Below are 26,515 nucleotides of genomic sequence, written 5' to 3'. Positions count from 1 at the left end.
TCATGGAAGAATTATTAGAAAAAATATGTGATGATACTTTTAATGTAGTATTAAGAACTTTAGAAGAAAAAAAACATAGAGATGACTTTTCACTTGAAAATATAAAAAAAGAATTAGAAAGTTATTATAAATATGAAGGACTTGATTGGACTGGACGTGGGGATACTAAGCAAGCTGAGATAGAAGGGACAATTATGGCTTATCAAGTATTTATTGATAAAATTGAGAAAGGGATATAATTATAAGTTTTATTTATACTAACAACTGTTAATTATTCTATTTGAATTATAGTTTTTATAAATATAGTAAATATATATATGAACTTGAAATTTATTATCCTTTATGTTAGTTTTTATAAGGATTTGTCTAAAAACTGAATTAGGCAATAATATAAATTTTAATATAGATAAAGAGGTATATATGTCTGGGCATAGTAAATGGGCTTCAATCAAGCACAAAAAAGGTATAGCAGATGCTAAACGTGGTCAAAAGTTCACAAAATTAATTAAAGAAATTACAGTTGCAACAAAAATGGGTGGCCCCGATCCAGATTCAAATGCTACACTTAGAACAGCTATTTTAAAAGCTAAGGCAGAAAACATGCCTAAAGATAATATCGAAAGAGCTATCAAAAAAGGTAGTGGTGAAGCTGATGCAGCAACTTATTATGAATTAACTTATGAAGGTTATGCTCCAGGTGGAATTGCTATTATCGTTGACACTTTAACAGATAATAAAAACAGAACTGCTGCTGATGTTAGATCAACTTTAACAAAATTAGGTGGATCTTTAGGAACAACAGGTTGTGTTTCATACATGTTCCAATCTAAAGGTATTATCACATACAGTGAAGAAAAATATAGTGAAGAAGAAATTTTTGAAATTGCATTAGAAAATGGTGCAGATGATGTTGAAACAGAAGATGGTATCATTGAAGTAACAACAGCTCCTAGTGATTTTGCAAATGTTTTAGAAGCTCTTCAAGCTGCTAATTTTGAACAAGAATCAGCTGGTGTTGAAAAAATTGCTGATCAAATGATTACTTTACCTAGTGATAAAGCTAAAAAAGTATTAAAGATTGTTGATAAATTAGAAGATTTAGAAGACGTACAACAAGTTTCAACAAACTTAGAACTTCCTGATGATTTTGAGGAAGACGAATAAAATATATGCGTATTCTTGGCATCGATCCGGGATTAGCGAATACAGGCTGGGGTATTATTGATTCAATAGGTAATAAGTCCCGGCCTGTTTCTTTTGGAGTCGTTAAAACGGATAAATCAATAAAACAAGAACTTAGAATATTTACTATTGCTGAAGAGTTAGGAAAACTAGCTCAAAGTTATGAAGTTGATATTTGTTCAATTGAAGACATTTTTTTTACAAAAAATAGTTCTTCTGCAATTTCTGTTGCAAAGGTTATAGGTTCTTCAATTCATAAATTGTCACAACTTAATCTTGATGTTAAACTATATTCACCTTTACAGATTAAATCTATTATAACAGGTTATGGAACTGCTGATAAAAAGCAAGTGCAAGAAATGGTAAAATTACATTTAGGATTAAATTCTAGACCTAGACCTGATCATGCAGCAGATGCATTAGCTGCTGCTTTGTGTTTAGCCTTTTATGAAAAATCAATGAGTAGGATAAAAATATGATAAATGCAATTTATGGTGAAATTGTAAGCATTTCATCAAATAATGTTATTATAAAAAGTAATAGTATTGAATTTAATTTATTAGTTGCAACCTCTACTGCTTCTAAATTAAGTGTTTTAATGGATAAAAATGATGTAAGAATTGTTACCTATTTACAGCATAGAGAAGATGCAATGACTTTATTTGGATTTATTGATGAGATAGAGAGAGAGTTTTTTCTTCAACTTCAAAATGTTTCTGGTATTGGAGCAAAAGGAGCTCTTAAAATAATGGGTGGTGTCAGTTTTAAAGATTTTGTAATTATGCTTGATAATAGTGATATTACAGCTCTTTCTAGACTACCAGGAATTGGTAAAAAGACAGCTTCTAAGTTAGTATTAGCTCTAAGAGGTACTTTGGTATTAGAAAAAGATAATGAGAGTGAAATTAGTAGTCATACAAATGATAATAATCAATTTAATGAATTAATTGCAGCTCTTGTTGAAATGGGATATGAAAAAAATAAAACACAAAAAGTGGTTTATAAAATTTATGATTCTAATAAAGATAAATTAGCAGGTTTGTCTAAACATGATATAGAATCTTATATCTTTAGACTTGCTGTTGCAAATTTGAGTTAAAGGCATAAATTATGAGTGAATTTGAAAATAATGTATCTGAAATTGACGCACTTAAGAATAATTCTCTTGTCTCTACTAGTTTTCAAAATGAAAACGATGAACAAGAAAATATATTGCGTCCTAAAAAACTAAAAGATTTTCAGGGACAAAAACAATTAAAAGAGAATTTAGCTATTTTTATTAAAGCCGCAATTGAAAGAGATGAAGCCTTAGATCATACTTTTTTAATTGGACCTCCAGGTCTTGGTAAAACAACTCTAGCTAGTATTATTGCTAATGAAATGGGAAAAGAAATTAGAATGACAAGTGCTCCTGCACTTGAAAAACCTAAAGATTTAGCTGGTATCTTAACAAATGTTAGTGAAGGGTCTATCTTTTTTATTGACGAAATTCATAGATTAAAACCTGCTCTTGAAGAAATGTTATATATTGCAATGGAAGATTTTGAAATTGACTGGGTTATTGGGCAAGGACCAGCAGCTAGAACAATGAGAATCCCACTTCCTAAATTTACATTAGTAGGGGCAACTACAAAAGCAGGTCAAGTTTCATCTCCTCTTCACTCACGTTTTGGTATTACTTGTCATTTACAATTCTATAATGAAGTAGAATTAAGTAAGATTATTAAAAGAAGTGCTAGTTTAATTGATTGTAAAATAGATGATGATGCATTACTTGCCTTAGCTAGATGTAGTAGAGGAACTCCTAGAATTGCAAATAGATTACTTAAACGACTTAGAGACTTTGCAGATGTTTTATCAGATGGAGTTATAACTACAAAAGTAGTTGATGAAGGTTTAACTAGATTAGGTATAGATCCAATAGGATTAGAAAAACAAGATAGAAATATATTAAAAACTATAATAGACTTTTATGGTGGTGGCCCTGTTGGTGCTTCAACTCTTTCAATAAGTGTAGGAGAGGCAATTGAATCATTAGAAGATTTTTATGAACCTTACTTGATTCAAAAAGGTTTTTTAATTAGAACTCCAAGAGGAAGATGTGTTACAACTAAAGCTTATAAATTATTAAATAAAACACCTCCTAAAAAAATGCAAGATTTAGATACTTCAATATTATAGTTAATGAGGAAATACATGGCAGATAAAATACAAAGTGGATTAAAAACATCAGATTTTACTTTTGAATTACCACAAGAATTAATAGCTCAAGAACCTTGTGATAAACGAGGTAAAGATAGATTGCTCGTATTAGATAGAGTAAGTGGTGAATATAGTGATAAAGATATTGATGATTTTGTTGATCAAATAGACGCAGATTCTATTTTAGTTGTAAATAACTCAAAGGTTAGAAAAGCTAGAACTTATGCTATCAGTGAAACAGGTGGTAAAGTTGAATTCTTATTTTTAGAAGAGTTAAATAAACTTGAATGGAACTGTATGGTTACTAAAAGTAAAAAACAAAGGGTTGGAAAAAAATATACTTTTAATGATGATTTACAAGCTGAAATTGTTGAATCATTAAGTGACAGTACTAAAGTTGTTAAATTTAATAAAGAAATTTCTGAAGAATGGTTCTTAAAAAATGGTCATGTTCCTCTACCTCCATATATTAAAAGAGATGATAGCTTTAGCGATGAGACTAGATATCAAACTATTTATGCAAAAAATGAAGGAAGTGTTGCAGCTCCAACTGCAGGTCTTCATTTTACTGATGAAATTATTGAAAAAATTAAGGCTAAAGGTGTTGAAATCGTAGAAATTACACTTCATGTAGGAATGGGAACATTTATGCCTGTTAGAAGTGAAAATTTAGATGATCATGATATGCATTTTGAAAGATATAGTATATCTGAAGAAGTTGCTAAAATTATTAATGATGCTAAAATCAATAATAGAAAAATTGTTGCAACAGGCACTACAAGTGTTAGAACATTAGAAAGTGCAGTTGATGATAATGGATTATTAAAAAGTGGAATGGGGCGTACTAATTTATTTATTAAACCTGGCTATGAATTTAAAATTGTTGATCAATTATTAACAAATTTCCATACTCCTGAGAGTACTCTATTAGTTCTTGTATCGGCCTTTGCTAAAAAAGAAAATATAATGAGAGCATATAATCATGCAATTGATGAAAAATATCGTTTCTTTAGTTATGGTGATGCTATGTTTATAAAATAATAAAAGATAATATTTAAAAAATGCCCATATGTTTTTTTTAACATATGGGTTAATTTTTATAAAATTTCTAATAATTTTTTTGTTATTATGGATGCTATTTCATCAACAGATTTTGTTCCATCTATTCTCAGTAAAATAACATCTTTTGGGAGGCTTGAGATAACTCTCTCATAATTATTAGCTACATTTTCTAAAAACTTTTTATTTTCAAAAATATCTTTTTCATTATTTCTTTTATTTATTCTATTTAAACATTCTTCTAAAGGAGTATCTATATAAATTAAAATTTGTGGATTAGGGTAGTTGTTTAAATCTTTTACACAATCAAAATCACATGTATATCCTTGGTAAGCTAAAGATGAGTAAAAATATCTATCACTAATTACAATTTTTTCATCATTTAATTGTTTTATTATACCATCTTCTTCATTATAAAGGTGATCTTCTCTATCAGTTGCATATAATTTTGCAAGAGTTAATGGAGTTGTAATAAATTTTTTTGATAGAACATCTCTTACTAATCTTCCAATAGGTCTATCTGTTGGTTCAAAAGTTGAATAGACTTTGTAATTGTTGTTTTCTAATTCTTTACTTATCTTTTTTAGTTGAGTTGTTGTTCCAGCTCCATCTAAGCCTTCGATAACAATAAAGTTTTTTAATATTTCATTCATTTTATTTATTTTTTCCTTTTATATGTGATAATTGATTATAATTTACTAATGAATAAATTTTTTTTTCGTATTATAATGTAAATATACTATTGGAGGAAGGTCTTGAAATATCATAGTACATTAAAATCAATCTTTACTATTTCATTAATTATACTTATATTACTATTAATTTCAATTGCTGGTATATTCAATTTCCAAGCCAAAACTCCAGTACAAGCTGTAAATAAAGCAATTTTTACAAACCTTGAAATTCCTAATGGTTATTCTATCGAAATTGAAGAAATAAATGAATCTTTTTTGTTAAAACAAAAGATAAAAAGTTTAAAAATAAAGAAAGAAAATTTAGAAATTGTAACAATTGAAGATTTAGAGATTAATCAAAGTCTTCTTAATTACATAGGTTATGCTTTTTTTGATAAAACTTTGAATCTGAATATATCAGCTAAAAGCTTAAATTTGAATATTGTTTTTGATATAAGTGACTTAAGTTCTGCCTTATCTCAAATAAAAATAAAAGATAATACTATAGCTATTCAATCAAAGTTAGAAAGAAAAGAAGAAATAAAAAATAATCAAGAACTAGACTATAAAATAATTCTTGATCAAATTATTAATCAACAATATATAGATTTATCTACTATATTGTATTCTTCTTTATTTAAAAATGACATTACATTATCAATTGATAGTGGAAGTATTAACTTAGAAAGAAATAATATTTTATTTAACTCATTATTTAGTAACTTAAATTTTAGTTTAGAGAAGAATGGTATATTAAATATTTTGAATTGTGATTTTTCTTTACTTAAATTTGAAAGAGAAAATTATTTAGCTAGTGCTAATAATTTTAATGTTTCATATGATAAAAAAAAAATAAATTTATTTCTAAATTCTTTATATTTTAATAATAATGAAAATAATGTTTTCATAAATAGTGGTAATATTTCATATGATTTAGATACTGTTGGGCAAATAATTTTTAATCTAGAAAAGACAGAATATGATAATGATTTAATTAATTTAGAAATAGATGAATTAAAAGCTCAATATAAAACAAATTTTGAAGATTATTCTATAACTCTAATTCCAAAGGATTTTGTTTTATCAAATCTAAATAATGATGATATAAAATTTGAAGAAGCAAATATTGGTTTATCTAGTGTTAATCAAAAGCTGTCCTTTTATTTCAATAATGAAAATAATATGTATATAAATTATCAAGATAATTTATATAATTTTAATGATATTGACCTCTCTCTTTTATCATCTAAATCCTTTTTTGATAAAGGTAGTTTGAGAATTAGTGATTTTAATCTTATCAATAATAATAATAATGTAAACTTAAACAATTTAATAATTAGAGGTGTTTCATCACTTAATGATGAAAAATTATATACTGATGGAGTTCTAGATTTTTCTAAATTAAGTAACTTAAAAGACTCTTATGAGTCCATTATCTTAGATTTGCAATCCGATATTGTACTTTCAAATGAAATACATAAAATTAACACAAAACTATCAAGTAGTCTTGAAATCACTGAATTTATAAAAGAGATTAATGCCTCAGTTTCAATTAATGATTTATCTTTTGATGATTTATTAAATGACATTAATGCTGAATTGTTTATCAATGGTCCTTTAAAAATAGCTGAAGGTAATGTACAAACAGTTGAAGCAGCTATTGATTATGGGAATTATTTAAATATTAGTGCATATGGAGATATGGAGAAAACAATATCTAATAACAATGTGAATGTTTCAATTATTATGGATGAATTACCAATCAATGATTTCTCTACATATATTTATGAAAATATTCCCGTTATTAAAAACTATTTTGATGACGATACAATTTTAATAGGTTCTATCTATTATGATGGAAGTCTACCTATAGAAAATGAAGGATTTTCTGGTAAATTAAATTCAACTATATTAGCAAAACAATCTATTTTTATTGATAACAGGTATGATATTTCTTTTAATTTAAAATCAGATATTAATAATTCGAATCTTTCTTTTGATATGCTCTCAGTATCCTTGTTTAATTATAGATTAGCTTTTGAAGGTGATTATAACCTGTTAAGAAATAATATTAATGGAAAAGTTAATGTTAAAGATATAGAAACTGGTGATGAAATATTGTATGTAAATTTAAATGAAAGTTTAAATAAAAATAGCACTGATTTTAATTTAAATATTAATGCTTTAACTAATTTTAATTATAATGGATCATTTATTAATGTAGGTAATAATATATATAAAATAGAATCTGATATAGCTTTTGGTAAAGATATTTTTGATTTACAAATATTTGGTGATATTGAAAATCTAAAGTTTAGTGCCTATAGTAATTTGGGACTAGACTTAGAATTAGCTGTTAAAGAACAAATTAATGTTGATTTAAACTTTAATGATTTATTGATAAAAAGCATAGATAATACTACATTTAATGGTGATGTTAGCTTTAAGTACAAAAACAATAATAACTGGGTGTTTGATTTATCACAATTTAATTTAGTTTATAATAATATATATAGTTTTAATTTTGACGGGAACATTACCCAAGATTCAATTCTTTTAAATGATGTTGATTATCATAATATAAAATATAATACTTTTTATACTGGAGCAATTAAATATAGTGGCCCTCAATATTTAACTTTATATCATAATAATTTTAATTTACCATATGAATTAAATCTCACATATGGTGATAATACAACACAACGTATAGAAGCTTCATTGTTTAATGAAGGTGAAATTAATAATATCTTTTTAAACATAAGCAATTTTAATATAGCAAGGTTATTTAATAATGATAAAGAAATATTATTAAATTCTAAATTAATTGGTGAAACTGATTTTCATAAAACTAATGATTTAAAAGGTAAAATAGAAATTCTTGAAACAGGTACTTTTTTAAAACCAATTGTGAACACAGTTGAATCTGCAATAACAGTTGATGAAACTACTATTTTATCAACAATAATTTCTTTTGTTCCTTTTATAAATTTACCAGAACAAAGAACTTCTACAATTATAGAAGATACAAATGAAGTTGAAGAGATTCCTTTAATTAATTTTAGTTCAAATTTATATATTAAAAATGAAAATTATTTACTTGAAAATTTAAATTTAATAATAAATAATTTTTCAATAAATAATACTAAAATTAATCTAGATACTAAAAATGTTGAATTATCTATTCAAACTAAGCCTGAAATAATATCTCCTAATATAGTTGTTAATCAAACAAGTAGTTTAGATTTAAATTTACTAATTAATTTTAAATCGTTATTAGAGAATGCAAAAGATAGTTTTTCTATAGAGACTTTAGATTATAATACAGCCTTAGATTTTTATAATAAAGTAAGAAATATTAAAGATTTCGATTATAGACTTTTAGATAATGTTTATGGTGATTTAAATCTAACAAATATTGTAGCACTTGAAGATGTTGCTGAATATGAATTGCTATGGGAAAAAAATATTGATGAAGATTTCAAATTCCAAGATATTAATGGTAGTTTTAATATAACAGATGGTATATTTGATTTTACATCTAGTAATATTAATAGCAAAATTGATTTAAATAATAAAAATGGATCTTTAAATATTGATAAAGAATTTGGTATTGCAAGTGATATAACCTTTGATTATTCAAATAATGATTTAGATGCATATGTAAACAATATAGTATTTCCTGTTTCATTCTTAGCTAGAATAATTAATGTTAAGTTAATTAAATTCTATGGCGAAGATTTTAAAGGTTCTTTATATTTTACAGATATATTTAAAAATATAAAATATTATGGGGAGGTAACATCAACTAATTTCAAAATGAAATCTTTATATACTTATGATAATGAAATTTCAGCACCAAATATTACGATTTTATTCAATGAAGATAAATTATATACTAATAATTTTAAAGGTAAATATATTGATTTAGATACAAATGATTCATATGATTTTACAGCATCTTCTACTATAAGTTTACCAAATTTCTTATTTGATTTCTTTGAAATTGATATGATAATGCCAGAATATATTCCTGCATTTTTACCATTATTAGGAATGAATTTCACTATTGATACTAAAGTAAAAAATTATTTTAAATATGCAACAGATGGATCTACTTCTTATTTAAGTGGTGATTTAATGATAAAAGATAGTGTAATTAGAAGTGGTGTTAATCTACCATCTTGGATAAAAACTGTTCAAGAAGTAAATGGTGATTTAACAGTAGTTACTGGTGAAAATAATACTTTCTATTATCCACATCTCGATAACCCAATATTAAAACTAGTTATGGATAAGAATCAAAATATTGATATTAAATTTGATTCAGAAACTAAAACTTACTCACCAACTGGTACGATTGAAATTTTACAAGGTGAAATTTTTTACTTCCAAAAGAATTTCTTTTTAAATGAAGGAACCTTTGCCTTAAATGTAAATTCTGTAACAAAAAAATTAGAACCTGTCATTTCTTTAGATGCAACATTAAGTGATATTGATTCAAATGGAGATTCAATAGATATTATTCTAAGGTTGAATAATTCAACATTAACAAATTTAAATCCAATGTTTACTAGTATACCAAATAAGAGTCAGCAAGAAATAATGGAAATATTAGGTCAATCTTTCTCTACTTCTTCTGATAGTGATTCAATCGCTTCAATAGCTACAGCTGCAACTAGCGTATTTTCATCTTTAGGTTATATTGATACAGGTAGTATTTCTTCTTTAAATAATGTTATAGCTTCAACACTGAATTTAGACTTCTTTAGTTTAAATAGTAGTATTGTTGAAAATATCATACTAGAATCAATTATTTATGATTCTAGTTACTCATCATATTCTCCACTTGCTAGATATTTAAATAACACTTCTATTTATATGGGTAAATATATTACAGATGATTCTAAGTTCCAGATTTTAATTAATTTAATAGCAAGTGATGAAGAAGATATTACAAGTTTTTTAACTAGTGATTTAGCACTTGATTTTGAAATGTCATATGAAATAGATACAAAACTAGCAGAATTTTCATTCTTTACAAATCCAACACAATTGTCTATTTTAAAAATATTAGATACTATAGGTTTTAGTGTAACTAAAACAATACATTTTCGTTAGTATAAGTAAAATGTATTAAATCTTAGGAGATACAATGTTTAAAAAGTTTTCTTTATTAATTTTGATTTCATTTATTAGTGTTTTCAGTTTATTTGCAGCTGATGATGCTTGGTATGATGGAGTTAAAATATCACAATTTGAAACAGACGGAATAATTAATGCAAACGATAATGAAGTTTCAAATATATTATTCAAATATAGGAATAAGATCTACTCAGAAGATTTATTTAACCAATTGCAAGCTGAATTATATTCTTTAAATTATTTTTCTTACTTTTATGCAGATGCAGTTCGAGTTAAACCAGATACTAATGAGTTGAAATTAGTAATTACTTTTTTTGAAAAGCAATTACTAAATGATGTTACTTTTAATGGGAATGATGAAATAGATGATTCTACTCTTCTTGAAAAGAGTGCATTATCTTTAGATACCTTTTACGAAGGCTTTGAAATGGCAAATGCTGCTGAGCAAATTAAAATGGCATACAATGATAAAGGTTTTTCAAACGTAAATGTTTCTCCTGAATTAATTGAAGATACTGAAAATAATACAGTTTCTATTAATTTTGAAATTACTGAAGGTAAACAAGTTATTGTAAGTGAAATTGAATTTGAAGGCAATGAAAACTATAATTCTAAAATATTAGCAAATCAAATTAAATCAACTACTAAATCTTTGTTTAAGAGTGGTTATTATTCAGAAACTAAAGTACAAGCTGATTTAGAAAATCTATTAAACTTTTATTATAACCATGGATATATTACAGCAACCGTTACTGGTCCTGAAAAAGTTGTTCTAAGTGAAACTGAAACAAAAGAAACTATTAAACTAATTTATAATGTTAATGAGGGTAATGTTTGGACACTTGGTGAATTAAGATTAGAAGGAAATGAACTTATTACAACTGAAGAGCTATTAACAAACATAACCTTAGAAGAAGGGGATGTGTTTAATAGAGGTCTTTGGATGCAAGAGTTATCTAATATATCTCAAATTTATTATGATGCAGGTTATATTAAATTAGCTATAAATCCATTAACTTCCGTTGATGAAGAAAAAAATTTAATTAATTTCATTATCCAAATAAATGAAGGTCCAAGAGCTAAAATTAATAAAATTATTATTAATGGCATTGGAAATACTCAAGAAAAAGTATACTTGAGAGAATTAGAAATAAAAGAGGGTGATTATTTTAATAAATCTGCAGTTGAGCAAAGTTTAAGAAATATTCAAAATACTCAATTGGTTACTGAGTTAAATTATTCAATAGATGCTATTGATGAAGAAAATTGTAATTTAATAATCGAATTAACTGAAGGTGGACAACAAGATATTCAATTTGGTGCAACTTTTGGTGGAACAACTGATGATTTCCCAATTTCCGGTTTTGCAACTCTAACAGACAGAAATGTATTTGGAACTGGTAATGATTTATCAACTAGTGTAACACTATCTCCTTCAACCCAAAAAGCTTCAGTTAGCTTTACAGATGAATACTTTGGTGAAATCCCATGGTCAAATGGTTTCTCACTATCATTCCAACATTCATATGTTGATGATGTATTAGTTAAGGGTAGTGATAGTTTCTACACAGGTCACTTAGAAGAGGAAGATAGTGAAAATGCTTATCCACTAGGATACAGTTCATACGATGAATACCTAGCAGCTGATGAAGATTATCCAGATTCTCAATATTTAATGGATTATGAGTTATATAGAATATCTGCAGGATATAATACTGGTTATACATTTGATTTTGATCCAGGTTCATTAATATTAAGCACAGGTTTAGATTTAGGTGTAAATAGAGCATATTTTGATAGTAACTATTTACCATTCTCTTGGTTGATTTACCAATATAGTCTTAAATGGCAATTCTCAAATAAATATACATTAGGTATTGCATGGGATGGTAGAGACTTAATTAATAATACAACAAGAGGTTGGTATGTTGCTCAAAACTTTACTTATGCAGGTGGTATTTTAGGTGGTTTATCTAACTATAATAAATCTGTAACTAGTTTTGCAGCCTATACTCCAATATATAGTTGGGTTAATGAAGAAGAAAAACAGAAAACTATAGTTGGTTCTTATTCTTCTAGCTTTAGTTTAATGTTACCTCAATATTATAATCATTCAACATATGGTTACGGTTTTTATGATGCAATTGAAGGGGCAACAGTTAGTGAAATGTTATATATTGATGGAACATCGGTTGCTTTAGGTCATGATGTTGTAGAAGATTTAGAATTTGTATTTGATAACAAATTATCTCTTCAATATTCAATTGTAGATAATATTTTGGCTGTAGATACGTTTATTAGTGCAACAGCTGTTTCAGAAGATTATTCTGATGCAATTAACTTTAATAATTGGGATTGGTATTTTGCAACTGGAATTGGTGCAAAGCTTGAAATTTCAGGATTCCCAATTGGTTTATATTTAGTAAAAGATGCTACTATCTTAAATAGTGAGAGCGAAGACTTTACATTTGTTGAAGGTTCATTGTTTAACTTTACTGATGATAATAGTATATTTAACGGTGTAAATTTAGTATTAGCATTTACAACTTCTTTATATTAAAAATAAAACAATAAAAATATTAAAACTCTTTCTCAAAATTGGGAAAGAGTTTTTATTTTCAGCTTTAATTTTTCAACACTCCTTGTTATACTCAAAACTATGAAAAAAGATAAAGTTACACCTATGATGGCACAATATAATCAGATTAAAGAGAACCACAGAGATAAAGTATTATTTTTTAGACTAGGTGATTTTTATGAAATGTTTGATGATGATGCTATAGAAATATCAAGACTTTTAAATTTGACATTAACACATAGAGGGAAAACTCCTATGTGTGGAATTCCATATCATGCTTCAAAAGTATATATAAAAAGATTGTTAGAAGCTGGGAAAAAAATAGCAATTTGTGAACAAGTTGAAACTCCATCTAAAGATATAAAACTAGTAAAAAGAGATGTTGTACAAGTTGTAACTCCTGCAACTGTAGTTGAAGATGATTATTTAGATAGTAAATCTAGTAATTATATTATTTGTATATCTTATTCAAGAAGAATAACTTCTGTTGCCTTTAGTGATATTACTAGTGGTGATTTTATATTAAAGACTTTTGAAAAAGATACTAATTTTCAACAACTTAATGCTTTACTTTCTCAAATTAGACCAAAAGAAATCTTAGTTAATGAAGATGATTATTTTGTACATACAGATTTTTCTAAAATGCTTGATGAAACAAATGTAATGATCACAAAGTTACAATCAATAAGTTTTACTAAAAAAAGAGCATATAAAAAATTAACTGAACATTTGCAATTAAAAACATTAAAGATATTTAATATAGAAGAAGATTATCCCGGTGTTAAACCAGCTGGTGCTCTCTTAAAATATATATACGACACATCAATGTCTTCACTAAACCAAATTACGTCATATAGAATTGAAGAAGATACAAGTTTTATGGTAATAGATTCTTCAACAAGAAAAAGTTTAGAGATACTTGTTAATACACAAGATGGAAGATCTCATAACACTCTTTATTCTGTTGTAAACAAAACCATAACAAGTGGTGGAACTAGATTATTAAAGAAATGGTTAAGTTATCCTTTAGTAAATAAAGATATTATTTTAAATAGACAAGATTGGGTTGAATACTTTAAAAACAATAGAGAAGAAAGAGATAGAGTTAGAGATGAATTAAAAAATGTTCTAGATATGGTAAGACTTACAACTAGAATTTCTATGAAAAGAAACCTACCAAGTGACTTATTAGGAATAAAGAGAACAGCAACCTCATTCTTCAATATAATTAAAGATGATTTTATTCGTTACGAAACATTAATTAATACAAATTCAAATAAGACTGTTGAAATTAGTAATTCTTTAATTGAAGTTAAAGAAGATACTATGAATGATATTTTTTCTCTTGTTGATTTAATTCAAAGAGGAATAAATGATAATATCCAAGGACCTTTTGAAGAAGGTAAAATAATAAAAGAAGGCTTTGATAAAGAATTAGATGAACTTAGGGATATAAAAAATCAGGGATCAAAATATCTAAATAATTATATTGATAGTATAAAAGAGGTGACAAATATACCAAATATTAAACTTGGGTATAATAAAATATTGGGTAATTATATTGAAGTTAGAAAAACTCACACTGATAAAGTCCCTTCTAATTTTTATAGAAAACAAACTCTTGTAAATGCTGAAAGATATACAAGTGATGAGTTAAGTGAAATTGAAACTAAAATTTTAAAAAGTAGTTATGCTGCTGAGAAGAGAGAAAGAGAAGTATATAATAATATTGTAGAGAAAGCAGCAAGTATCTCAAATTCACTACTTATGTTAGCAAATGCGTTAAGTAGAATAGATGTTTTACAATCTTTTTCATTAGTTGCTGATTTATATAATTATAATAAACCTACAATAGTAGATGATAATAAAGTAGAGATAATAAATGGTAGACATCCTGTAGTAGAAAAACAATTAGGATTAGGTTCTTTTGTACCTAATGATTTACTATTAAAACAAGATGGAAAGAGATTCTGTTTGATTACAGGACCTAATATGGCAGGTAAATCAACTTATCTAAGACAATGTGCTTTAATTATATTATTAACTCAAATTGGTAGCTTTGTTCCAAGTGATAGTGCTAAAATTTCATTAGTAGATAAACTCTTTTGTAGAGTAGGTGCTTCTGATAATATTGCTAAAGGCGAATCAACATTTATGGTTGAAATGCAAGAAGCTGCTCATATCCTTAGAACAGCAAGTGAGAATTCTTTTGTTATTATGGATGAAATAGGAAGAGGTACAAGTACTCAAGATGGTATGAGTCTTGCTAATGCTTTTATGAAGCATTTAGTTAATATTAATTGTAAGACTCTTTTTGCCACACATTATCATGAATTAACCCTTTTAGATACATCTAATGTTAAATTATTGACTTTAGCTGTAGATGAGAAGGGTAAAGATATTACTTTTGTAAGAAAAGTTATAGATGGAGTTGCAAATTCATCTTATGGCTTACATGTAGCAAAGTTAGCAGGAGTCCCATCTTCAATTCTTAAGGATGCAGATAAATTTCAAAGAAAACATTTTGGTGAATATACTATAAAAAACAATCAAATGGATTTATTTTCTATGGCTCAATTAGAAGAATTAGAAAACCAAGATGATTGTGAAGATGTAAGTATTAATTATAAATCTATTGTTGATGAAATAATAAATTTTGATTTGACAAGATCAACTCCAATTCAAGCTCTATTGTTTCTAGAAAAATTAAAGAATGAAATTGAAGAGAATGAATAATTATTAGCTTTAATTTATTGAATTTTTTTTAACTTGTTATAGCTTGTTAGATAAATTACTATTTTAATCTTAAAAATAATATTTACATAGTATCAATTGTTTTTGTGTTATAATAAATCTTTATTTTTAACTATATAACTAATAATAAATTTGATATGTATAAATTTATACATATCAAATTTATTTGTATACTTTTTTACTAAAATAATTGTTATACTAAAATAATTTTTAAATTTTCTTTACTTATGATTATGTCTAATTTATTATAATGAGTGAGGGGAAACAAACATGAACAAAAAACTATTTCTGATAATACTTTTCGGTATATTTTTTATACCTATTCAACTTTTTGCTAATGATAATAGCGAAATCATTTATTTAAATGTTATTGTAAGAGACGATATTAAAAGTTGTAGATATCAATTTAATTCATTTGATGATAACAATTGGAATCTCTTAGATATAAACAGTCATACTATAAGACTTAAAACAAATGATAAGACTAAAGATAGTATCTATTATCAATATTCATTTGATAATGCTAATTGGAGTGAAACAGTAAAGCTTAAATATAATGAAAAAACTGAAAAGTGGGAAACTGTTGAAGAAATTGAATTAGCATTTATTGATACAAAAGATATTGTAAAAAAATCTAAAACAGAAAAACAAAATGACTCATCTATATATTTAGGAGGAGTTTTTGTAATTCCAACTATAAATATTAGTGATAATATATATAGTTCTGGTTATGGTGCTTCTTTTAGATTTGAAAATCCTAAAAATGAAGTAGATCTCTATAATGAAGTAAGCTATTGGTATGGCGAATCTGAAAATAGTGCAATAAGTAGTATTCATACAGCACTTTTAGGAGTTGGTGTAGATTACCCACTAAATTTAGGTATTTTTTCTTTAATTCCTGAAGTAGGTGGAGGTGTTTTAATAGAAGTCCCAGTTCATGCAACTAATGGTGCAATGTATTTTTTTGATATGTATGGAGATGTAGGCTTAAATATTGTTTCAAAAATAAATAAAGATACTAAAATTTTTATGAGAGGAAATGCTATAGCATTTAAAGGGGATACCTCATTTTCTGTTGAAAGTATAATTACAGCTGGAACAAGCATTTCATTATAAAAATAGAGGATCTTTATGAAAACAAATATAAAAACAATAATATATATAATACTAATTGTAGTATTCTCATTAATAATAACTAGTTGTGGTGATTATATGCAAACAATGAATGGGGCAATAGTTACTTTTGAAAACAGTGATATAGCTAATCAAAGTATAATTGGATTTATTGAAGAGCCTGATGATCCCACAAAAGATGGTTTTTATTTTGATGGTTGGTATTGTGATGAAGAGTGTACAACCGTTTGGGATTTTGAAAAGGATATTTCTAAAGAAGATATTACTTTGTATGCTAAATGGATAACTTCAGAAAGTATAGATGATTCAGAAGAAGATTCAACTCCTAGTAGTAGTGATTCAGAAGAAGTTACCGGTATAACTATTTCAGATAGAAGTACAATAGATATTAGTGATTCATCAGATATAGAGATTTTTAACAAGAGTAATGAAAAAGTTTCTAATGCTTCAATTGAAGCAAGTGGAACAAAAATTGTCATAGACGAAGAATTAAGTGATGATTATTACTATTTATACAAAGCTGGTGTAAAACAAGCAAAATTAATAATAAAAAATGAAAGAGCTAAATTAGTAGATAAAGATACTATAACTCCAATGAATAAAAACGATTTATTATCTGAAATAGAGAATTGTATAAATAATTCTATAGCTGTAAATACTCTTGAAGTCTTTGGTGTTGAAGATATGAGTGAATTATTTTTTGATAATTCAACCTTTAATGAAGATTTATCATCTTGGGATGTAAGTAATGTTACTAATATGAGTTCAATGTTTAATGGTGCTTCATCATTTAAATCGGATTTATCTTCTTGGAAAGTCGATAATGTAACTAATATGGATAGTATGTTTACTAATGCTAGTGTATTTGATTCTGATATATCATCTTGGAATGTGAGTAATGTTACAACTTTGGCTGGTATGTTTCGTTTGGCACTAAATTTTAATAGTGACTTATCTTCTTGGGAAGTAGATAAAGTTACTGATATGAGTGGAACTTTTATGGCTGCAGAAAAGTTTAATTCTGATATATCATTGTGGAATGTTAGTAATGTTACTAATATGGCATTCATGTTTAGAGGTACAAGTTCATTTAATCAAGACATATCAAATTGGAATGTTGATAAAGTTGATACATATATTGATATATTCGAAGGCTCAGCAATTATAGAAGCTTACAAACCAGATAAGTTTAAATAATAAAAATATTTCTAAAATTCTCTACTACATAAAATAGAAATTACTTTTAAAGCATACTCATATTTTCATATTACATAACACATTAGTTTATTCTCAATAGTGAGTGTTTTAATAGATTTAGTAAGTATTTCATTATAAAAAAGGAAAACTATATGAAAACAAATAAAAATCTAATTATATATATAATTTTAATTATATTATTCTCTTTAATTATTACTAGTTGTGGTGATTATATGCAAACAATGGAAGGTGCTGTGGCTACCTTTGAAACTAATGGTGGAAGTTTACTATCAGATCAAAGTTTTATAGGTTATGTAATAGAACCAGAAACTCCAACAAAAGATAGTTATTCTTTTATAGGTTGGTATTGTGATGAAGAATGTACTAATGCTTGGGATTTTGACGATGAAGTTTTAAAATCAGATATTATTCTTTATGCAAAATGGGAACTAGATTGTGTTGATAGTTTTAGTGTTTCTTCAAAAAGTTCTATTGATTTTGGCGATGTAGCAAATATTGATATATATGATAAAGACGAAAATCAAATAGCTAAGGCTAAAACTGAATCTGATTGCACAGTATTTAAAACAACTATTAATTTAGATGATGATTACTATTATTTATATCAAGATGGAATAATTAAAGGTAAATTGATAATTAATAATGAAAGAGCAAAATTTGTTAATAAAGATACAATAACACCTATGACAAGAAGTGAATTAACTACATTATTAAATACTGATATGGATTATGATACTATTGAAACTTTTGGTTTAGATGATATGTCTTCTTTAGGAGATTATTTTGATGGCAGTGCCAATAAAGATATAACTAATTGGGATGTAAGTAATGTAAATAATATGGAATCTATGTTTAATAATGCCTCATCATTTAATCAAAATATATCAAGTTGGGATGTAAGCAATGTAACAAATATGAGAAGAATGTTTTCAAGTGCAGAAGCATTTAATCAAGATATATCTAATTGGGATGTAAGTAATGTGACTAATATGGGGTCTATGTTTTCAAGTGCAAGGGCTTTTGACCAAGATTTAACTAATTGGAATGTAAGCAGTGTAACTAGTATGTCTAGTATGTTTATGTACGCATTTGCTTTTGATGGGGATATTTCAAGTTGGAATGTTGGAAATTGCACAATTTTTAGAAATATGTTTAGTGGTGCAACACTCTTTAATTCAAATATATCAAATTGGGATGTAAGTAAAGCAACTACATTCGAATTAATGTTTGAATCAGCAACATCTTTTAATCAAGATCTTTCAAATTGGAATGTAAGTAATGTTACAAATATGGTTGAAATGTTTAGTGGTGCAACTTCATTCAATGGTGGCCTTCTAAATTGGAATGTAAGTAAAGTAGAAAGTATGCTTGGAATGTTTAAAGATGCTAATTTATTCAATAAAGATATTTCAAATTGGAATGTAATTAATGTGAAAGATATGAGATATATGTTTAATAATGCCTCATCATTTAATCAAAATATATCAGGTTGGGATGTTGATAATGTTTCATCTTTTGATAATATATTTGATGGCTCAGCTATTGAAGACGCAAACAAACCAGAAAAGTTTAAATAATTAAAAGTTATGTAAAAACATTAACTATTGACAATAGATATTTAATTTTGTATTATAAAAACACATTTAGATATTGATTTATAGGAGACTGCAAATCGCAAGTCTCCTTTTTATTGGTATAGGTAAAAGGAATTTATGAAAAATAATATTACAAGAGATCCATTATTTTTAGAATATGCACCTTTATTAGAAGCTTTAGATATCACTTTAGTTGACATCAAATTTAGTGAAAGCCCATATAATGCTAATTTATCAGTAGTAATTAAGAAAACTGAAGGTGAAACAACGGTAGATCATTGTGCAAAAGTTCACAGATTAATTAAACCTAGATTAGAACTAAAATTAGCTCCAGAGCAAGAATTTAATTTAGAAGTTTCGACTCCAGGGTTACAAAGAAAAATAAAAGATGCTTATGAGTTTAGATTGTTTGAAAAAAAGAGAGTAAGAGTTTACGATATTCGACAATCAAAATGGTTTTCAGGTATAATAAAAGACGTTTTAGAAGACTCTTTAGTATTAACTGAATGTATAGATCAAGATGATAAAAAACTTGATGAAGAATTAAATATAGATTTTGAAAATATTTCAAAAGCAAAATTGGAATATATTTGGGAGGACAGAAAACATGCCAAGTGATTTAGGAGATGCTATAAAAAGATTAGTTGATAGTGGTATTTCTGAAGATTTAGTAAAATCCACAATAGAAGATTTCTTAAAAGCTGCATACAAAAGAAAATTTGGAAATGATATTAATGCTGTTGTTTCTTTTGGAGACGATTTAAGTTCGGTAGAATTATCTTCAAGGAAAATGATTGTTGATGAGGATAATTATTATAACACATTAGACCAAATTTCATTAGAAGAAGCTAAAGAATATAATGATGAAGCAGAAATTGGTGATGTAATGTTAATCCCTATTGATATTAATAAAACTTTTGATAGAATTAGTGTACAGAGCGCTAAGCAAAAAGCACACCAAAGCTTTAGAGATATTCAAAAAGATTCTATTTACAGTGAATTTAAGAGTAAAGAAGGCTGCTTAATTAATGGTTATTTCAATCGTAGAATTAGAAATGATATTTTTGTAAATATTGGTTCTACTGAAGGAATATTACCTGCAAGATACCAATCACCTAGAGAAAGTTACTCACAAGATGATAAAATTAAATGTTTTGTAGAAAGAGTTGAAAAAAATGATAGAGGTGTAAGAGTTATATTATCTAGAACTTCACCTGAGTTAGTTAGACATTTATTTGAACTTGAAGTACCAGAGATTGGGCAAGGTCAAATTGAAATAATGAATGTAGCTAGAGAAGCAGGTTATAGATCAAAGGTTTCTGTAAAAACTAACAATCAAGATATTGATCCTGTTGGTGCTTGTGTTGGCTTAAAAGGTAATAGAATTCAAACTGTTATTAAAGAAATTGAAGGTGAAAAAATTGATGTAATCAATTATGATTCAAACCCTGTTAATTATATTATGAATGCTTTAACTCCTGCTCAAGTAATTGATGTAGTAATTACTGATAGATTAACTTACAGAGCTATTGCAATTGTAGATGAATCACAATTATCATTAGCAATTGGTAAGGGTGGTTTAAATGTTAAATTAGCAAAGAAGTTATGTGACTGGAATATTGATGTTAAAACTCCAGCAGAATTCCAAGAAATGGAATTTGTAAATGATGCTAAGGAAAGAGCTGAATCATTCTTTAATAGTGGTGTAGAAGAAGAGTATTATGAAGAAGATCAAGAAGTTGTAGCACAAGAAACTGGAATAGCTGAAGATGAAATAGAATTTGCTGATATTGAATTAGATCAAAATATTGTATCTAAACTTCAATTCCATGATGTTTATACTATTGAAGAATTCGTAAATTTAAGTGATGCTGAGATTGAAGAATTCGGAGACTTCTCAAAAGAAGAATTAGAAGCTATTAATACTATCATTTTACAATATGTAGATATTGTAGAAGAAGATGACGAAGATGAATACGAGTATAAGTGTCCTAACTGTGGCCATGTTATTACTTTAGATATGAGCGAATGTCCAGAATGCGGTACAGGTTTAGCGTTTGAAACCGTAGAAGAAGATGAAGAGGAATAGAATAGAAAAGTATGAGTGAAAAAAAAGCAACTTTAATTAAACATGTAAAAAGTTCAAATAATGAAGCAGAACCTACAAAACCTGTAGAAGCTGCTGAAAAGCATAATCAACATAAAATTGAAAAGAAAAAAATTATAGTAAAGAAAAAGGTTGTAAGAGTAAAACCACATGCTAAATCTGTTGAAGATGATAGTAAAGATAGTGGTAGCTCAATTGCACCTAGAAAAAATATTGATAATTCAAGTTCTTCTGCTGAGAGTAAAAAGAAAATTATTAAAAAAGCTCCAGCTAATAAAGGTTTTTCTCCTTTACATGCTGGGCCTAGGATTATTAAAAGTACTAATCTTCCTCCTGTACCAAATCAAGGTAAAACTGCTAAAGATCATGCAGAATGGCAAAGCAAAAATCCTGTAGGTTCAGCAGAACCAAAAGCTAGAACTTCAGCTCCTAGAGTTGCAGGTACAGTAGGTGGTAGACCTGTCGCTGGTTCTAGAGGTAGAAATAATAACTACAATAGAAACAACAATAATAATAATTACAACAGAAATAATTCTTCTAATAATAACTATAATAGAAATAATACTAATTATAGCGGAAACAATAATTATAACAGAAATGGTAATTCTAATTATAATGGTGGAAATAACAATTATAACAGAAACAATTCTGGTAATAATAACTATAATAGAAATAATAATGGAAACAATAATTATAATAGAAATGGTAATTCTAATTATAATGGTGGAAACAATAATTATAACAGAAATAATAATAACAACAACAATAATAGAGGTAATTTTAATAATAGAAATAATGGTGGACCAAATAATTTCAGAAGAAATAACAATGGCCCTAATAATTTCAATAATAGACCTCGTTTTGGTGGACAAAATAATAATAACAGCGCTCCATCACCAACAGATTTTAATAAAACAAAAACAAAGAATAAGAACTATAAGAAAAAAAATAATTCTTATCAAAAACGTGATGCTAAGCAAGAAAAAGAATTCCAAATTCAAAGAAAGAGAGAACAAGTTGCAGCTCAACTTGCATCAGTTCCAAAATCTATTTCTATTATGGAATCAATCACTGTTGCTGATTTAGCTAAAAAAATGAATTTGAAAGCTAATGATATTATTGCAAAATTATTCACAATGGGCAGTATGGTTACTATTAACCAACAAATTGACCATGAAACAGCTGAAATAATAGCTAACGAATATAACTGTAAGGTTAACTTAGTATCATTATATGATGAAACATTAATTGAAAGTGAAGAAGATACTGAAAGTGATTTAGAAGAAAGAGCTCCTATTGTTACAATTATGGGTCACGTTGACCATGGTAAAACTAAATTATTAGATGCAATTAGATCTACTAATGTAGCAGGTGGAGAATTTGGTGGTATTACACAACATATTGGTGCTTATAAAGTTTCATTAAAAGATGATAAAGGTGAAGTAGTATTCTTAGATACACCAGGTCACGCTGCATTTACAATGATGAGATCTCGTGGTGCACAAATTACTGATATTGTTATCTTAGTTGTTGCTGCTAATGATGGTGTAATGCCTCAAACTCGTGAAGCTATTGACCATGCAAAAGCTGCAAAAGTACCAATCATTGTTGCAATAAACAAATGTGATTTACCTGAATCTAATCCAGAAAGAGTAATGCAACAATTATCAGACTTAGGATTAATGCCAGAAGAATGGGGTGGGCAAACTCTTTATTGTAGAATTTCTGCTCTAAAGAAAGAAGGTATTGATGATCTATTAGATACAATATTATTACAAAGTGAAATGTTAGAATTGCAAGCTAATCCTTGTTGTAGAGCTGAAGGTAAAATTATAGAATCAAGAATTGACCAAGGTAGAGGTACTGTAGCTTCTGTATTAATTGAAAGAGGTACATTAAGACAAGGTGATTATTATGTAGCAGGTATTTATCCTGGTAGAGTAAGAGCTATGTTTGATGATACTGGTAAGAAAATTAAAGAAGCTGGACCATCAACTCCTGTTGAAATTATTGGTTTATCTAATATTCCATCAGCTGGGGATCCTTTCCAAGTTACAGAAGATGAAAAACAAGCAAGACAAGTTGGATCTAAACGTCAAGAACTTGAACGCTTAGGTGCTAATAAATCAGCTAATAAATTCTCTCTTGATACTTTATTTGATAAAGTTAAAGAAGGTGCTATTGAAAGCTTAAATGTTATTATTAAGGGTGATGTACAAGGTTCTGTAGAAGCTTTACAATCTTCATTAGAAAAATTATCAACTAGTGAAATCAGACTTAATGTAATTAGAGCTAGTGCTGGTGCTATTATTGAAAGTGATATTACTTTAGCTTCAGCTTCTTCTGCACTGGTTATTGGGTTCAATGTAAGACCTACACCTAGAGCATCTGCATTAGCTGAACAAGAAAAAGTTGAAATCAGAAAATATAATATTATTTACGATGTAGTAGATGATGTTAGAGATGCTATGGAAGGTATGCTATCTCCAATTGTTAAAGAAGTTGAAATTGGATCAGTTGAAGTTAGAGATACATTTAAAGTTCCAAAAATTGGTATTATTGCTGGTTGTTATGTTCTTGAAGGTAAAGTTAAGAGAAATAGCTTAGTAAGAGTTATCAGAGATAACATCCAAGTAAGTAAATCATTAATCAAATTATCATCTCTTAAGAGATTTAAAGATGATGCTAAAGATGTTGCAGCAGGTTTCGAATGTGGTATCGGCTTAGAAAATTTCCAAGACTTAAAAGTTGGTGATATTTTAGAAGTTGTTGAAGAAGAAAAAGTTGCAAGAAAATTAGAAGACGGTAAAAAGAATGAGTCAGTTTAGTCAAAAAAGAATAGAATCAAAGATTCAAGAAGCAATAAGTACATTAATAGTTAAAGGTGAAATCAAAAACCATAATGTTAGTACTTTTTGCTCTGTATCTAGAGTTGATTTATCTCATGATAATGCATATGCGACTATATATATTACAAGTGTATTAGAAGATGGTTCTTTGAAAAAAAGTGTTGCAGGTTTACAAAAAGCTGCAGCCTTTATTCAAGGAAGATTAGCAAAATTTCTTAATACAAGAAATACACCTAAATTAACTTTTAAAGCAGATGTTTCATATAAAGATGCTCAAAAAGTTAATAATTTAATAGATTCATTAGAGTATCATGGGGAAGAATAGTCATATTATCCTAACTAATAAGCCTAAAGATATAACTTCGTTTAAATCTTTAGGTTCTATTAAAAGAAATGTTGATAAAAAAGTTGGTCATGCTGGAACATTAGATAAGTTTGCAAATGGTTTGATGATTGTTTTAACTGGATCTACTACAAAGCTTAATCAGCTTTTTTCAACATTAGATAAAACATATATAGCTACAATTAGGTTTGGAGAAGAAACTTCTACCTTAGATATAGAAGGTGATGTAATTGCAACTGCAAATATACCATCTCTTGATATGATAAAGGATTCTATTTCTAAAAATTTTTTAGGTGAAATTTTACAATCCCCACCTCTTTATTCAGCAATTCATGTAAATGGTAAAAGAGCATATAAAATTGCTAGAAGTGGTAAAGAAGTTGAAATGCCAAAAAGGCCAATTAACATATATGCTTTTGATATTATTTCTTATAACAATCAAGATTTAGTTTGTAAGATACATGTTTCCAAAGGTACATATATTAGATCAATAGCAAGAGATTTAGCTTTAAGTTGCGATTCTCGTGGCCATTTAATAGATTTACAAAGGGTTTCAATTGGACCTTTTTCTTTAGATGAAGCTGTAAATACAGATACTAAAGAGAATATTATAAGTGGGATAAATAAAACAGATGATTATTTAAAAAGATTAGATTCTGTATCAACTTATTACATCGAAGATGAATATCTCTTTGATTTAGCTAATGGCAAAAAACCTTCTTATGATTATTTAATAGAAAACAATATCAAAGAAAATGCTTATTTTGCAGCTATTTATTCAAAAGATGAAGTATTAAGATGTGTTTTACAACTTGATAATAATAAAAAAATAATTAAAATTATTTCACAGATAAACCCATGTTTTGATAGGAATAAAAAGTGAATACCATAGATTTAGAAGATTTTATAAAAATTGATAATGATTATAAAGATAAAAAAATTTCTCTTTGTATTGGAGTTTTTGATGGAATCCATTTAGGCCATCAAGAAATTTTAAATAAAGTAACAAAAAATGATTTTTTTTCTGTTGTAATTACATTTAATAGAAATCCTAAAATGCAAAGTGGTAGAAGGGTAGATGAAAAACCTTTACTTACTAAAGAATTACAGTCAATGACTTTTGAAAAAATGGGCTTTGATTTAGAGGTCATTATTGACTTTTCTAGAAAAATCAGTAAACTTAGTGCTGATGAGTTTTTACAAATATTATGTAAAAACTTAGATATATATGAATTAGTTGTTGGTGAAGATTTTCAATTAGGTAATCCAAAAAAATCTCTTAGATCTTTTGAATTACAAGAAAATATTAACCGTTATTCTAGTAAAACTAAGGTAGTTATTACCAAAGCTATTATAGATAGTGATAATAAGGTGATTAGTTCTACAAGAATAAGACAATTAATCAAACTTGGCAAAATGGACGTTGTTCAAATTTTGCTAGGCAGAGAGTATTTGCTGGATTTGGGGTCAACACCTTCCCAAGTGTTTGGTAACTCTTTGTTAATAAAAACAGAGAATATAAAACAATTAATTCCCAATAAGGGTAGTTTTATTGGCTTCTGGGTTGAAGAAAAATTAAAAGCTACAGTTGAAATTGAAGCTGAGGTAATAAAAATTTCTCCATTTCCAAAGTCCTCTGACAAATTTAATATTCTAGCATTAAGCTAGAAAAAGG

At 27.0% G+C, this 26,515-nt stretch carries 19 protein-coding genes; 18 read left to right on the top strand and 1 reads right to left on the bottom strand.

Annotation, left to right across the window (positions count from 1 at the left end):
* The first annotated feature begins 2 nt into the window (after positions 1-2).
* The 6 genes from ACPKM0_RS12305 (at position 3) to queA (ending at position 4,425) form a co-directional block, all read left to right on the top strand.
* Positions 3-239, top strand: coding sequence for a hypothetical protein (locus ACPKM0_RS12305; RefSeq protein WP_472476363.1), 237 nt, complete (start codon positions 3-5; stop codon positions 237-239).
* Between the two features lie 181 nt (positions 240-420).
* A complete protein-coding gene (locus tag ACPKM0_RS12300; protein ID WP_472476361.1) occupies positions 421-1,164 on the top strand; it encodes a YebC/PmpR family DNA-binding transcriptional regulator in 744 nt (247 codons plus the stop codon).
* Between the two features lie 5 nt (positions 1,165-1,169).
* Entirely contained in the window at positions 1,170-1,661 is a 492-nt protein-coding gene (gene ruvC / locus ACPKM0_RS12295) for a crossover junction endodeoxyribonuclease RuvC (protein WP_472476359.1), read from the top strand.
* On the top strand, positions 1,658-2,281 hold the full coding sequence (ruvA, locus tag ACPKM0_RS12290) for a Holliday junction branch migration protein RuvA (protein WP_472476357.1): 624 nt from the start codon (positions 1,658-1,660) through the stop codon (positions 2,279-2,281). The genes ruvC and ruvA overlap by 4 nt, the downstream gene beginning before the upstream one ends.
* A gap of 11 nt (positions 2,282-2,292) precedes the next feature.
* Positions 2,293-3,363 carry a Holliday junction branch migration DNA helicase RuvB gene (gene ruvB, locus ACPKM0_RS12285; RefSeq protein ID WP_472476355.1) on the top strand — a complete coding sequence of 357 codons (1,071 nt, stop codon included), beginning with the start codon at positions 2,293-2,295 and terminating at the stop codon, positions 3,361-3,363.
* Between the two features lie 15 nt (positions 3,364-3,378).
* Entirely contained in the window at positions 3,379-4,425 is a 1,047-nt protein-coding gene (gene queA / locus ACPKM0_RS12280; protein ID WP_472476353.1) for a tRNA preQ1(34) S-adenosylmethionine ribosyltransferase-isomerase QueA, read from the top strand.
* 56 nt (positions 4,426-4,481) lie between these two features.
* Here queA and tmk read toward each other — a convergent pair whose 3' ends face one another.
* Positions 4,482-5,096, bottom strand: a complete 615-nt coding sequence (gene tmk / locus ACPKM0_RS12275) for a dTMP kinase (RefSeq protein ID WP_472476351.1) — start codon at positions 5,094-5,096, stop codon at positions 4,482-4,484.
* Positions 5,097-5,198: 102 nt separating this feature from the next.
* Between tmk and ACPKM0_RS12270 the strand changes: the two genes are divergently transcribed.
* From ACPKM0_RS12270 to ACPKM0_RS12215, 12 genes are all read left to right on the top strand, one after another.
* A complete protein-coding gene (locus ACPKM0_RS12270; RefSeq protein ID WP_472476349.1) occupies positions 5,199-10,238 on the top strand; it encodes a translocation/assembly module TamB domain-containing protein in 5,040 nt (1,679 codons plus the stop codon).
* 34 nt (positions 10,239-10,272) lie between these two features.
* Positions 10,273-12,822: an outer membrane protein assembly factor BamA gene (gene bamA, locus ACPKM0_RS12265; RefSeq protein ID WP_472476347.1), complete on the top strand. Its 2,550-nt coding sequence runs from the start codon at positions 10,273-10,275 to the stop codon at positions 12,820-12,822.
* Between the two features lie 99 nt (positions 12,823-12,921).
* Positions 12,922-15,576, top strand: a complete 2,655-nt coding sequence (gene mutS, locus ACPKM0_RS12260) for a DNA mismatch repair protein MutS (RefSeq protein WP_472476345.1) — start codon at positions 12,922-12,924, stop codon at positions 15,574-15,576.
* A 288-nt stretch (positions 15,577-15,864) separates the two neighbouring features.
* Positions 15,865-16,710, top strand: coding sequence for a hypothetical protein (locus ACPKM0_RS12255; protein ID WP_472476342.1), 846 nt, complete (start codon positions 15,865-15,867; stop codon positions 16,708-16,710).
* A gap of 15 nt (positions 16,711-16,725) precedes the next feature.
* Entirely contained in the window at positions 16,726-17,925 is a 1,200-nt protein-coding gene (locus ACPKM0_RS12250; protein ID WP_472476341.1) for a BspA family leucine-rich repeat surface protein, read from the top strand.
* A 152-nt stretch (positions 17,926-18,077) separates the two neighbouring features.
* Positions 18,078-19,523: a BspA family leucine-rich repeat surface protein gene (locus ACPKM0_RS12245; RefSeq protein WP_472476340.1), complete on the top strand. Its 1,446-nt coding sequence runs from the start codon at positions 18,078-18,080 to the stop codon at positions 19,521-19,523.
* Between the two features lie 135 nt (positions 19,524-19,658).
* Complete coding sequence (locus tag ACPKM0_RS12240) at positions 19,659-20,159, top strand: LSm family protein (protein ID WP_472476339.1); 501 nt, start codon at positions 19,659-19,661, stop codon at positions 20,157-20,159.
* A complete protein-coding gene (gene nusA, locus ACPKM0_RS12235; RefSeq protein ID WP_472476337.1) occupies positions 20,149-21,630 on the top strand; it encodes a transcription termination factor NusA in 1,482 nt (493 codons plus the stop codon). Before ACPKM0_RS12240 ends, nusA begins: the two co-directional genes overlap by 11 nt.
* A gap of 11 nt (positions 21,631-21,641) precedes the next feature.
* Positions 21,642-24,476, top strand: a complete 2,835-nt coding sequence (gene infB / locus ACPKM0_RS12230; RefSeq protein WP_472476335.1) for a translation initiation factor IF-2 — start codon at positions 21,642-21,644, stop codon at positions 24,474-24,476.
* Positions 24,463-24,822, top strand: coding sequence for a 30S ribosome-binding factor RbfA (gene rbfA / locus ACPKM0_RS12225; protein WP_472476333.1), 360 nt, complete (start codon positions 24,463-24,465; stop codon positions 24,820-24,822). The genes infB and rbfA overlap by 14 nt, the downstream gene beginning before the upstream one ends.
* Complete coding sequence (gene truB / locus ACPKM0_RS12220) at positions 24,809-25,723, top strand: tRNA pseudouridine(55) synthase TruB (RefSeq protein ID WP_472476332.1); 915 nt, start codon at positions 24,809-24,811, stop codon at positions 25,721-25,723. Before rbfA ends, truB begins: the two co-directional genes overlap by 14 nt.
* The gene (locus tag ACPKM0_RS12215; protein WP_472476331.1) at positions 25,720-26,508 is read left to right on the top strand and encodes a hypothetical protein; all 789 of its coding nucleotides are present in this window, start codon (positions 25,720-25,722) and stop codon (positions 26,506-26,508) included. Before truB ends, ACPKM0_RS12215 begins: the two co-directional genes overlap by 4 nt.
* Positions 26,509-26,515 lie beyond the last annotated feature (7 nt).

Source organism: Pleomorphochaeta sp. (assembly GCF_050031695.1).
Taxonomy (GTDB): Bacteria; Spirochaetota; Spirochaetia; order Sphaerochaetales; family Sphaerochaetaceae; genus Pleomorphochaeta.
The sequence above is the reverse complement of the archived record's forward strand: the minus strand, read 5'-3'. Positions and strand labels throughout refer to the sequence as shown.

What these genes read in the sequence shown, in the direction of transcription:
- ACPKM0_RS12305 (WP_472476363.1), top strand. Translation starts at nt 3, where the DNA reads ATGGAAGAATTATTAGAAAAAATATGTGATGATACTTTTAATGTAGTA.
- ACPKM0_RS12300 (WP_472476361.1), top strand. Translation starts at nt 421, where the DNA reads ATGTCTGGGCATAGTAAATGGGCTTCAATCAAGCACAAAAAAGGTATA.
- ruvC (WP_472476359.1), top strand. Translation starts at nt 1,170, where the DNA reads ATGCGTATTCTTGGCATCGATCCGGGATTAGCGAATACAGGCTGGGGT.
- ruvA (WP_472476357.1), top strand. Translation starts at nt 1,658, where the DNA reads ATGATAAATGCAATTTATGGTGAAATTGTAAGCATTTCATCAAATAAT.
- ruvB (WP_472476355.1), top strand. Translation starts at nt 2,293, where the DNA reads ATGAGTGAATTTGAAAATAATGTATCTGAAATTGACGCACTTAAGAAT.
- queA (WP_472476353.1), top strand. Translation starts at nt 3,379, where the DNA reads ATGGCAGATAAAATACAAAGTGGATTAAAAACATCAGATTTTACTTTT.
- tmk (WP_472476351.1), bottom strand. Translation starts at nt 5,096, where the DNA reads ATGAATGAAATATTAAAAAACTTTATTGTTATCGAAGGCTTAGATGGA.
- bamA (WP_472476347.1), top strand. Translation starts at nt 10,273, where the DNA reads ATGTTTAAAAAGTTTTCTTTATTAATTTTGATTTCATTTATTAGTGTT.
- mutS (WP_472476345.1), top strand. Translation starts at nt 12,922, where the DNA reads ATGAAAAAAGATAAAGTTACACCTATGATGGCACAATATAATCAGATT.
- ACPKM0_RS12255 (WP_472476342.1), top strand. Translation starts at nt 15,865, where the DNA reads ATGAACAAAAAACTATTTCTGATAATACTTTTCGGTATATTTTTTATA.
- ACPKM0_RS12250 (WP_472476341.1), top strand. Translation starts at nt 16,726, where the DNA reads ATGAAAACAAATATAAAAACAATAATATATATAATACTAATTGTAGTA.
- ACPKM0_RS12245 (WP_472476340.1), top strand. Translation starts at nt 18,078, where the DNA reads ATGAAAACAAATAAAAATCTAATTATATATATAATTTTAATTATATTA.
- ACPKM0_RS12240 (WP_472476339.1), top strand. Translation starts at nt 19,659, where the DNA reads ATGAAAAATAATATTACAAGAGATCCATTATTTTTAGAATATGCACCT.
- nusA (WP_472476337.1), top strand. Translation starts at nt 20,149, where the DNA reads ATGCCAAGTGATTTAGGAGATGCTATAAAAAGATTAGTTGATAGTGGT.
- infB (WP_472476335.1), top strand. Translation starts at nt 21,642, where the DNA reads ATGAGTGAAAAAAAAGCAACTTTAATTAAACATGTAAAAAGTTCAAAT.
- rbfA (WP_472476333.1), top strand. Translation starts at nt 24,463, where the DNA reads ATGAGTCAGTTTAGTCAAAAAAGAATAGAATCAAAGATTCAAGAAGCA.
- truB (WP_472476332.1), top strand. Translation starts at nt 24,809, where the DNA reads ATGGGGAAGAATAGTCATATTATCCTAACTAATAAGCCTAAAGATATA.